Here is an 11,846-nt window from a genome sequence, read left to right on the forward strand (position 1 = left end):
CTGTCGGTTCCACCGCGAACACGGCCTCCGTTGCCCTGGGCGGCAATGGCGGCACGGGCGGTGATGCACAGGCGGTCACGGTCAATAATTCCGGCGATATCGGCACGCTGCTTGATGGCGGTCGTGGTATCCTTGCGCAGTCCGTTGGTGGCGGCGGCGGTACGGGTGGTTTCTCGATTACCGGATCCGTTGCGCTTGCGGGCAGCAATAGCCCGCTTGCGGCCAGCGTGGGCGTTGGCGGCACCGGCGGTACAGGCGGAATCGCGCGTGATGTCTCCGTCACCAATGACGGTCTGATTGTCACTTCGGGTGGCCAGGCTCAGGGTATCTTGGCGCAGTCCATCGGTGGTGGCGGCGGTACCGGCGGCTGGACGGGTTCGCTCGCCTTTGCTGTCGGCAATTCGACATATACGGCCTCCGTTGGCGTCGGCGGCGATGGTGGCAGCGGCGGCAATGCCGGCGCGGTCTCGGTCAACAATAACGGCATCATCTCCACGACAGGCAATGACAGTTCCGGCATTACGGCCCAGTCGGTCGGCGGCGGTGGCGGTACGGGCGGGTTTGCCCTGTCCGGGACCGGTGCAGGCGCCAGCCAGGCGGCCAATTCTGCCAATGTCACAGTCGGTGGCCAGGGTGGAGCGGCTGGAGATGCGTCCGATGTGACCATCTCCGGTGCGGCTGCGGTCATGACCCAGGGCGACCGCTCCCACGGTATTCATGGCCAGTCCACTGGTGGTGGCGGCGGTAATGGCGGCTGGACGGGTAATCTGTCCGGAGCCTTCTCCGGCTCCAATGCGCGCACGATCAATGTTGGTATCGGTGGCGATGGTGCAGGCGGCGGTGATGCCGGCAATGTCACAATCAGCCAGTCCGACACGGTCTCCACGAATGGCGCGGGCGCTCACGGCGTCTTTTCCCAGTCGATCGGCGGCGGTGGCGGTGATGGCGGTTTCTCGATCGCGGGTACGCTGACGGGCGGTTCCAACTCCACCACGCTGGGCGTGACACTTGGCGGATCCGGTGGTGCAGCCGGCAGCGCGGGCACGGCATCCGTTACCAGTACGGGGGATGCCGTCGTCACGGTGGGGCACGCTTCGCACGGCCTGTTCGCACAATCTATCGGCGGCGGTGGTGGTAATGGCGGTTTCGCCGGTACCTTCTCCGGTGCACTGACCTCGTCGAACACCGTGTCGCTGGGCGTATCGCTGGGCGGTGCCGGTGCCGGCGGTGGTGCCGGTAATACTGCGACCGTCAACTCGACCTCCGATATCGGCACCAGCGGTAATGCCTCCCACGGCATCATGGCGCAGTCGGTTGGCGGCGGCGGCGGCAATGGCGGCGCGACCTATACGGCGTCCTTCTCCGCAGCGAACTCCAAAAGTCTCAATATATCCCTCGGTGGTACGGGCGGAATCGCCGGCGCCGGCGGTGCTGTCAACGTCACCCAAGACGGTGTCATCCTGACATCAGGTGCCGCTTCCTACGGTATTTTCGCGCAGTCTGTTGGCGGCGGTGGTGGCCAGGGCGGTTATGCGGGCAATCTCTCGCTGACCGGTTCCAATTCCACATCGGTCGACCTGTCGCTTGGCGGTGACGCCGGCGATGGCAGTACTGGCGGAAATGTCTCGGTTGACCTGTCCGGCGTGGTCCAGACCAGCGGCGAGGCCTCGCACGGCGTCTTCGCGCAGTCTGTCGGCGGCGGTGGCGGCCAGGGCGGCATGGTCGGTGTGGATGAAGACACGTTTGGCGCTTTCCTGACCGGTTCGACATCAGGCAGCGTGGGTACCAATTCCAACAGTATCAACGTCTCTGTGGGTGGTGCCGGTGGTGCTGGTAATTCCGGTGGTTCGGTGACGGTCAACTCGGCTGCGACTATCCTGACCATGGGAGACCAGGCGGTCGGCGTATACGCCCAGTCCATTGGTGGCGGTGGCGGTGATGGCGGGGTCGGCTTTGCCACGTCCGGGTCGTTCGGCAAGGGCAATAACGGCGATTACGCCATCGGAATTGGTGGTTCAGGCGGTACCGGTAGTGTCGGTGGCTCGGTTGATGTGACCAATACCGGTACCGTTGTAACACTCGGTGGTGCCGCTCACGGTGTCTTCGCCCAGTCGGTCGGCGGCGGCGGTGGTCGCGGTGGCGATGCCGGCGGCTTTGTCACGTCCTACAATTCCACAGACAATGCGGGCACACGTGATACCCAGGTCTCAGTGTCCATGGGTGGCTCTGGCGGCACCGGTGGTGATGGTGGTTCAGTGACCGTCGACAACCAGGGTGCAATCGGTGTCAGCGGCGAGATGTCTAACGGAATCTTCGCCCAGTCCGTCGGTGGCGGTGGTGGTGAAGGCGGTCTGGTGTCCCAGTCCGGCGAGCTTGTAAAAACCTGGCTTGGCTTCATCTCAAACGATGAAAACCGCGCGGCCTCGATCAATATCGGTGGTTCAGGTGGAGCTGCGGGTGACGGCGGTGATGTTGTTGTCACCAACAGCGGCGTCATCCTCGCGGACAATGCGCGCAGCGGCTATGGCATCTTTGCCCAGTCCGTTGGCGGCGGTGGCGGTGTCGGCGGGTCCGGCCTCGCTGGCAATGTCGCCGTTGGTGGTGCTGGCGGTGCGGCCGGTGATGGCGGCAATGTCACCATCGACAATAGCGGCATGGTCATGACGACCGGCTCCAACGCCTATGGCATTTTCGCCCAGTCCATCGGTGGCGGTGGCGGCGTTGGAGGCGCGACCGATTATGACGACAGCAATGACAGCCGGACGGCTCTCGGCGCGACGATCCAGACGGCTGCCGATCTGACCGAGTTCTACCAGCTGCTCGACAGCTTCAATAATTCGTCTCTGACGCTGAATATCGGCGGTCGGGGTGGTGCAGCCGGTGATGGTGGTGACATCAACATCACCAATTCCGGCTCGATCCACACAACGGGTGATGGAGCGCATGGCATCATGGCCCAGTCGATCGGTGGCGGCGGCGGTGTTGGCGGTGCCGGCTCCGTAGGTGCCTGGGGCGATGTGACGATCTCAGGTATTGGCGGCTCGGCCGGCGATGGCGGTGACATCAACATCACCCATGTCGGCGATATCACTACGGAAGGCTTTGGTGCCTATGGTATCTTTGCTCAGTCTATCGGTGGTGGCGGTGGTGCCGCCGGAGACTATTCCTTCGGCTTTGGAACCTACACGACCAATGTCGGGCTGAACCCGTTCTCTGGCGGTGACGGCGATGGTGGTGACATCACGATCCGCACCAATGGCAATATCAATATCCGCGGCTTTGGCGCGACGGGTATCTTTGCCCAGTCCGTTGGTGGCGGGGGTGGTTTGCTGGGTAATTTCGGCTCACAGCTGGGATCGCTTGGCAGTTTCCTTGGTGCTGGTACGGCCGGTGAAGTGAACATCATCCACACCGGTGATGTGATCGTTCCCGACGTCAATGGTGTGGCTGTCCTTCTGCAGTCGGATGCGCGTGATGGTACGGATGATCTGAGCATCACCCTCGATAGCGATATCCGAGGTGGTTCCGTGTTCGGCCTGGGTGTCTTCTTTGACGGCGGCGCCAACAATGTCCTCAACACGGGCGGTACCCTGTCTGCCGTGTCTGGCCAGGCGATCACGATGACGACAGGCAATGACACGGTGAACAACACCGGCTGGGTCGTCGGCAATATCGATCTGGGGTCGGGGCTGAACGCCTTCAATAACCAGCTCGATTCAACCTTCATGGCCTTCACCACGATCGATCTGGGTGGTCCGCAGCCGAACGCTCCGCAGGAGCCACTGACGGTTGTCACCGGCGACAAGGGTCTGGTCCAGGTTCAAGACACAGTCGCGACAGTTTCCAGCGACAAGCCGCTGTTGATGGTTCAGGACAGCTCCGTGCCAGCCGTTCCGACGTCGGGTCTGCTCATGACCAATAACAAGGGTACGGTCCAGGTTCAGGATATCCAGGGCGTCGCTGCCAGCAACGACAAGGGGTATGTCACGGTTCAGGATGGTCTGACCACAGCGTCCGCGAATGCGATCACGCTTCCGGATACGGTCCAGGTCCAGCGTGAGCTGACCGCGTCTGCTCCGGCAGTCTCGGGTGGTACCTTCACTAACGAAGGCACCTTCCTGATGGGACTTTCGGCGACGACCCGTCCGATTGACCTGCGTGCTGGCGAGACCTTCTACAATCTCGATGCCGACGGCGATCCGCTCTACAACATCTTCTACGGTGCACGGGTGGTGAACCAGGTCGCCCTGAACGGTGACTATGTCCAGACGGCCGACGGTCACCTGGTCTTTGATGTGGCTTATGGTCCGTATGACTATGACCATGTCACACTCACCGGTGATGTGACGGTCGATGGCACCGGTGATGTGACCTTCATCTGGCTGTCCGACAATGATCCGACTCCGCTTTTCACCTCCACGGGTGGAACGGCGACGAATAATGGTCTGGAAATCACCGATACGCTGGCTGTGGACTTCTCGGTCCGCGCAGAAGCCAATCGCATCATGCTCGATATCGAGACGGACTTTGGTGGCGTGGACGGTCTTAACCGCAATGAGCGCTCACTGGGTGCTCACATGGACTCCAATCTGGATGTCGGTGGAGCGGAAGGCACGGGGCGCCTGCTGGCCTGGCTCGGTAATCTCCAGGATCCGGACCTGTACAAATACATCATGACGGAGCTGAACCCGGAGCCGCACATCGCCGTGCTGCAGGGTCTGACCAATACCAGCCTGTCCTTCTCTGATGATCTCATCAATTGCGGCACGCCGTCCTCGATGCGTTCGGAAGAAGAGTGCAACTGGTCGCGCATGGATGTGGGCACGGCGGATCGTGATCGTTCCTTCGAACGCTTCTCGACCCAGGCGGATACCTTCTCTGTCCGCGCAGGCTTCCAGCGTCCGATCAATGATACCTGGAACGCCGGTGCGGCGATCGGGTATGAGTCCGTGAACTATCACGACATTGATGGAACACGTGCCGGAACCAATGGCGAAGGTGTGACGCTTGGTGCCACGATCAATCGCGACTTCCACGGTGGAGGTATTTTCGCAGCCACGCTGAGTGGTGGCTGGATGAAGTATGACACTGTGCGTCTGATCAATGTCTTCGAGCCGCAGATTGCCGAGAGCAATCCGGAAGCCGGTTATGTGGACCTGCGGGTCCGCTCCGGTTTGATGACGGAGTTCGACAACGGCTTCTACATCCTCCCGCGTGCGGATCTGAGCTTCACCAATCTCATCCACAACGGTTTCCACGAGACCGGTGCTGACGGTATCGGCATGCGGTCCGGTGGCGATAGTGACTGGATGATCATCGGTAGCCCGGCCGTGGAGTTCGGCTGGACCCGCGAGTACGAGGATGGTCGTGAATTCCGGGCCAGCGCGACCTTTGGCGGTCGTCTGCATTCGGATGATTATCTCGGACTGCCGATGAGCTTCGCTGAAGCGCCTGCGGGTGTGATCCCGGCGATGATCGAAACCCAGATCGACCAGGAAATGTACACCTTCGATGCGGGTTTCGAGTTTATCCAGGGCGACCGGGTGAACCTCTCCTTCAGCTATCGTGGCGAATACGGAGAGACCAGCGAAAACCACCAAGCCGGCTTCCAGCTCGGCGTACGGTTCTAGGTCCCGGTCCTGGTTCTAAAAAAAGGGGCGGGAGATCAGATCTCTCGCCCCTTTTCAATTGACTGAGTGGCGTCGGTCGAGAATGATCCGCCCATGTCTGACACCACATGACAGGTTCTTGCGCGCCGCGATTTCTTCCATGCGGATGATCGTGGACCGCGAGGACAATCAGGCCGACGCCTCGAAAAGCCAAACAGATGAGCCCCCGGCACAACTTCAGGAAAAGCGGTTTCTAACGGTTCATGAAAATCATGAAGCCGTTGAGTATGGAGCTCTTGTGGAGCTTCTCGACGAGGGCAGGCGTCTACCGTCGCCCCCAGACCTGAGCTCGATGACCTCGACGTTGAAGCCTCACCAGAAAGAAGGTGTGGGCTGGATGAGGTCGGTACTCCATGTCGGCCTCCCTGATGTGTTGCTTGCCGACGATATAGGGCTCAGAAAACCAATCCGCCGCCCTGGCCGAATGACGTCAGCTTGCGGCTTGAATACGAGCCGTTCCGCGTCTGTCGAGACTGCAGTGTCAGAGGAACTTGGCCTTGAGCGCAACGTAGCGGTTTCGTCGCCCCCGCAGATGCGTAACCCGTTCAAATATTTCAAGACTTATCCCGCGATCATCCGCCATGCGATGATGATGTATGTCCCCTCCCGGGATGGCTTGAAACTTCACAGTGCTTCGTTGGCAATGTCGCCGCTCGAGCCCTAACGCGCCTTCACCGCCTCAGACGGCAGGTTTTGCACCTTATCAAGTCCGCAACAGCAAAGCAGCACGCCGCACCCGTGCGCCAGCAGACATGCGGCGCCTTGCCGCGCCTTGTTCGGTGAGCCGATCACCCGAGCGAACCGTAAACCTTGAAAAAGGCAAATTCTCCAAGGGGTACTGCTCGTGAATAGATCTGATCGCGAAATCCTAGCATCTCTTATGAACGCACAGGCCATTGAGCTTTCCGCTGCCGGCGCAGTCGCGCTTGCGAAAGGGCTCCGTCGCCGAGCCCGGCGCGTCGCTGACGATGTCCGCGCGTCGATGGAAACTTGCGGAGCGGCACCGCGGCCGGCTCTGGTTCGCGTAGCTCGCGATACCCGTCGCTAGTCGCCATAGCCGGTCATTTCCAGATAGCCGCCTCCGGCATGGCTGCCGGTCACTGAGACCGGGCCCTCCCAGTAAGAAAACAGGGTCTGCATCCAGCTATGCGAGTTCACGGCGGCGATTTCGACGTCGAGATGTCGTGCGGGCAGTTCGACCCTCCAGCGCACCGGAATTTGCCGGCCGGCGACCTCGGCTGTTTCCAATGCTGTCATCGACAGCGCGCCGTCCTCGAATGCCGTGGGCGTTCCGTCCGGTGTGATCCAGCTTGCGGCGGTGTAGACGCTTCCATCGCTCTGGCGCAGCTGGAAGCCCATGACTTTATCGCCGCTGTCGAGATGAAACGACACCCAGTCCCAACCGAGCTGGGTCTCTGATAGAGGCTGTGAGGAATATTCCCGATCGAGCCAGGCCTGACCGGTCACTTCAACCTCGCCCTCCGGCAAGTCCAGCGTTCCGGTCACCTGATAGAAGGGCTGGGAGTAGTAATAGCTGGCCTGGCCATCTGCCGACTTCACCGAGAAGCCGCTATCGCCTTGGAAGACCAGCGGTCCATTGGCATCCAGGGCGAATGCGTAGGCGAAATCCTCACCGCGCGCGCTCAAATCGAGCGCGGCCAGGGCGTCGGCATTGGCCTCCAACCGGTCCGGCGCGCTGCGCATCGACCATTCATCGATGAAGGCCTGGAAGGGGGTCGCCTCGACGCCTGCCACGCCGAGCCCGCCGCGCGCCAGGCGTTCAGCATAATGGTGTGCGCTGGGGGTGGTGATGGCCGCGTGGCCCATCCAAAGCTGCGGCGTTTCCCAGCCTTGAGCGTCATGCGGCTGTAGAGCCGACCGGAACAGGGTCCATTGTGCGCCGTATTGCGTGCCGTCTGCATCTTCGAGCACGGCGGTGAGATACCACCATTCGATACGGTAAGCGGGATGGGCGCCGTGATCCTCCGGGAAGCGAAAGCGTGGATTTGGCCGCGGTGCCGTAAATCCGTCGACTTCCGTGCCCAAGCCCGCAAAGCCCTGGCCCGCGGCCGGAGCGGATTGAAGCGCTAGAAGTGCGATGAGAATGGCGGCGAGGCGACTCATGGCTCAACGTTCCTGCGCGAAGATCTGAAGGAATTCCCGTGGCGGGCGTTTGAGCAGGCTGCGGGCGGGCAGAAGCGCGGCGATAAAGGCCGCAAGAACGGCCAGCGCAGCGAGGATAAGCCAGTCAAACGGGAAAAGGTGCATTGGCAGGCGCCAGCCAAACGCTTCGACATTCACGACCGACAGCAGGACCCACGCCAGCAGCAGGCCGGTTGGCAATGCGATCAGCCAGGTCATCAGCGCAAGAATGCCGGCGCGAACAACTTCCAAACGGGCCAGGCTTGCCCGGCTCAGACCGAGTGCCCAGACCGGCGCGAGCTGAGGCAGGCGCATCGAGGCCAGAGTTGCGAGGCTCGCGAACATGGCGAAGGCGGCAACAGAAAGCGTCAGCACGTTGAGCGCAGCCGTTACCGCGAAGGTGCGCTCGAAGACGGACAATGAAAACGCTTTGACTTGAGCTTGATCAACGACGCCATTGGTGGGCAGGTCGAACTCGGAACGGATCGCTTGCGCCAGGGCCGGCGCGTCCTCAGGTGGTACGCGAAGCCCGTATCGAAGGCGTGTGACGCGATCGCCATAGCGCGCAGTCAGGGTGTCGAGGCCGATGATCGCTTGCGCATTTGGATTCCCATAGTCGGAGTAGACGCCGACGAGGATCAGCGGCGTACCCGACCCAAGCTGGACAGAGTCGCCCAGCTGTAGACCGAGGTTGCGCCAGGCCTGTTCGTTAACGAGTACCCCGTTACCCGCCTCGACGGCGTCCCAAGCCGCGTTCATAGCCACCAGCAAGGGCCAGTGACCGCGGTAGGTCGAATGGTCGACAACGCCGAAGACTTCGCCGCGCCGGCCGGCGATCTCGGTATCAGCACTCCAGATTGGCAGGATAGCGTCGGTGCGAGGCTCTAGCCATTCGAAGACGCGTTGTGATTGGGCGTCGTCACGGGTCGTCACATAAAGCTCGGCGGCCAGGCGTTGATCGAGCCAACCTTCGAAGGTCAACCGGAAGCTCGATACCATGGTCCCCACGCCGATATTCGTGGCCAAGGCCAGCATCAATGCCATCAAGGCCAGAGACAGGCCGGGTAGTTGTTGGCGGGTGTCGGCCAGGAACCACTCCGCGATCGGTCCGCGCGCGAAGCGTTGGCTGAGGCGCAAAGCGAGGGCGAGCGCTGTCGGAAGGAGCAGTGCAGCGCCAACGAGAAGGCAGGCGAGGAGCGCAAACCCCGCGAGAATGCCCGAGAAAACTTGTGGAATGCTGACCGCTGCGGCGAGCATTCCAAGCGCGGCTACAGCCTGATGAACGAACCGGCGAGCCGACGCCAACGCCCAAGCGCGGGGCTGTGCGGATGCAAGCAAGGGGAGGCGCGCTGCGCGCCGGATAGATAGCGCAGTTGCAGAAAGCGCACCGAGCACGGCGATCGCAAAACCGGAAAGCCACCATTCAGGTCGAATCGCGAGCTCGCCGGACACGCCTGCTCCGTAAAGGCCGCGCAGTGTTGCGGCGACGCCGGGCAAGAGCGCACTTGCAACGAAATAGCCCAGGATCACGCCGGTTGCCCCGGCAAGGAGCGCGAGAACAATCGCCTCAATGATCAATGCAATAACGATAGCCGAGACCGGCGTGCCCAGCGCGCGCAGGGTTCTCAGTGTGGCCCGACGCTGCTCGAACGCGAGTCCGATCGCGGCGTAGACGATGAAAAGTCCCACGGCAAAGGAGAGAAAGCCAAATGCGGTCAGGTTCAGGTGAAAACTACCGGTGAGCTGTGCGACTTCGCCGCCGCCAGAGCTGGTTCCGCGCTCCAGCTCTGGCACGAGCGTGTTGAGCGGTGTTGCTCCCGTTCGCGCGAGTGTGTCAACGAGGATGCGGTCCACCTGATCACCGCGATCCAGAAAGCGTGCAGCAACGGCGATATCCGTGATGATTTCGCCGCGCGGGACCGCGGCGCTGGCGCGAACAGGCGGCAAGTTGTTCGCCGCCGAGTTTAACAGTGCAGCGGTCTCTGGCGCGACGAGCAAAAGGCCTGGCGGCGTTAGAAATTCCAACCCGATCGCCTGATCGTTCGACACGGCGGCCGTATCGCCGCCAGGCGCACTTAGAGGCTCCACTCCGCGAAGCAGAAATCGCTCGCCGGCAGCCTCAAACTCACCCTCGATGACGGGGGATGCCGCCCAACCGTCCCGGCGCAGGCGGGCCCAGGTCGAGGTTGAGATGCCGCCGGTCGGCGATGTGAGCACGATTACGCTTCCGCCGCCGAGCGTTGCGCTGGCCTCATCGTAGCTGGCGCGCGCTTCGGCATTGATGGCCTGAACGCTTGTCCAAAGCGCCGTCGCGAGGCCGAGGCCCATGATGAGCGTCGCGAGCTGGCCCGGCTTGCGGCGCCAGTGCGAAAGCAATGCCATGAGCGCCGTTCCCGTCACGAGAGCTGCCCTCCGGTGAGATGCGCGCGCCTAGAAAGGCGGTCCGCGGCACTTACCGAGTGCGTCGCCATCACGAGCGCCGTGCCAGCATCGGCGCACAGCTCGAGCATGAGATCGAGCACGTCGGCGCTGGTTGCCTCATCCAGATTGCCCGTCGGTTCATCTGCCAGCAGCAGTGCTGGCTTAGCTGCGAGCGCACGGCCGACGGCGACGCGTTGCTGCTGGCCTCCCGAGATTTGCTCAGGGTAGCGTGAAAGGAAATCCGTGAGTCCAAGCCGCGTGGCGAGCATGTCGACCCAGGCAGCATCGTATTTGCCGGCTAGGCGGGCCTGAAGCGCGAGGTTTCCGGCGACCCTCAGGGAAGGAACCAAGTTGAATTGCTGGAAGACGAGGCCGATCGCATCGCGTCGCCGCGCGGCGCGTCCGGTGTCATCAAGGGTTGTAATGGTTTCGCCGTTCAGCGCGATCTCGCCAGCGTCCGGCCTATCCAGAAGGCCGATTAGATGCAGGAGCGTGCTTTTCCCTGAGCCGGACTCCCCGGTGATCGCAAGGCTTTCTCCCTCCGCGAGGCTCAGGCTAACATTCTGAAAGATACGTTGCCGCGATGCGTCGCTTCCATATGATTTTTCAATCCTGTCGACTTTGAGCAGCATGCGCCTTCCTCTTCAGGTCATAACCTAGCATCGCGTGGCGGCTCTGACAGAGCGGGCCTGCCAACTATTTAGCGCTTTGGCTACCCGAAACCATCCCGCCGCCCTAGATGCTGCTCCAAGCGCGAACAGGAGAAGCGACATGTCATCGCTGAGCACAGTCGAGATGACCAATCTGGAGATCAAAACCGACATCGGGACGTACAAAACCGGCGATGTTGTGCCGTCGGCGCATATTCTTGATCTGTTTCTAGTCATCGACTCCCGGCTGGTGCTGATCGAGCAAGACGGTATGGACTACGTTTTTGACTACGATCCGCTGATCGCCGAGATCGATGCCTTGGCTCAGGACGGGCACTACGAAACGCAAGAACGGCTCATCACCCGGATTGTTGGCGCGAGCGCTAAATATCAGGAGATCCAAGCCGTTGAGGTCTGCCTGAGAAAAACCCCGGTCCTGCGCGGGTCGGGGGATCTTGGTGTTCGCATCAAAGTGGACGCAGCAGCACTCGACGCGATGCGTTGATTGGATGGATGTAATCTGCGCGGATGAGCAACCCATTCAAGTATTTCAAAACTTCGCCCGAAATCATTCGACTCGCTGTGATGATGTAGATCCGCTTCCCCCCCTCTCGCTGCGGAACGTGGAGGACCTGCTCCACGCGCGTGGCATATACAATAGCCATGATAAAAATCCGGTATTGGTGGCGCCGTTTCGGTCCGATGTTCGCGGGCGAGATCCGCAGATAGCGGCCTCCAAGGATGCGGGGCTGGCCGAATGGCGTCAGCTCGCAGCCTGCGATGGGGTTAGTTCGGGGCTTTCCGCGACTAGTTAGCGTTAGTCTGACCCCACCTTTTTCTGCGCTCCCACTTCATTCGCGCCATGATTGAGCCCTCGCGTGCGCTGGACTTGCGCGCCTAGAAACCTATAACACATGTGAATGCCCAGAATTCATATGTGTATACAAATAACATAGGCGTTGGA

At 61.4% G+C, this 11,846-nt stretch carries 5 protein-coding genes and 1 pseudogene; 3 read left to right on the forward strand and 3 right to left on the reverse strand.

The window, feature by feature from the left end:
- The first annotated feature begins 5,769 nt into the window (after window positions 1-5,769).
- Window positions 5,770-6,333, forward strand: a complete 564-nt coding sequence (locus SIC17_RS08870) for a hypothetical protein (RefSeq protein WP_412545131.1) — start codon at window positions 5,770-5,772, stop codon at window positions 6,331-6,333.
- 380 nt (window positions 6,334-6,713) lie between these two features.
- Here SIC17_RS08870 and SIC17_RS08875 read toward each other — a convergent pair whose 3' ends face one another.
- Genes SIC17_RS08875 through SIC17_RS08885 form a run of 3 tightly spaced genes read right to left on the reverse strand, consistent with a single transcriptional unit; the run spans window position 6,714 to window position 10,864 of the window.
- A complete protein-coding gene (locus tag SIC17_RS08875) occupies window positions 6,714-7,793 on the reverse strand; it encodes a lipocalin-like domain-containing protein (RefSeq protein ID WP_291891072.1) in 1,080 nt (359 codons plus the stop codon).
- 3 nt (window positions 7,794-7,796) lie between these two features.
- Entirely contained in the window at window positions 7,797-10,193 is a 2,397-nt protein-coding gene (locus tag SIC17_RS08880; RefSeq protein WP_412545132.1) for an ABC transporter permease, read from the reverse strand.
- Between the two features lie 14 nt (window positions 10,194-10,207).
- Entirely contained in the window at window positions 10,208-10,864 is a 657-nt protein-coding gene (locus tag SIC17_RS08885) for an ABC transporter ATP-binding protein (protein ID WP_412545133.1), read from the reverse strand.
- Window positions 10,865-11,003: 139 nt separating this feature from the next.
- Between SIC17_RS08885 and SIC17_RS08890 the strand changes: the two genes are divergently transcribed.
- Window positions 11,004-11,387 (forward strand): dihydroneopterin aldolase, encoded by a 384-nt coding sequence (locus SIC17_RS08890; RefSeq protein WP_412545134.1) that lies wholly within the window; start codon window positions 11,004-11,006, stop codon window positions 11,385-11,387.
- 23 nt (window positions 11,388-11,410) lie between these two features.
- Window positions 11,411-11,608, forward strand: a pseudogene (locus tag SIC17_RS08895) (IS6 family transposase); the annotation flags it as partial.
- Window positions 11,609-11,846: the final 238 nt, after the last annotated feature.

Source organism: Maricaulis sp. MIT060901 (assembly GCF_047123815.1).
In the GTDB taxonomy this organism is placed as follows: Bacteria; Pseudomonadota; Alphaproteobacteria; order Caulobacterales; family Maricaulaceae; genus Maricaulis.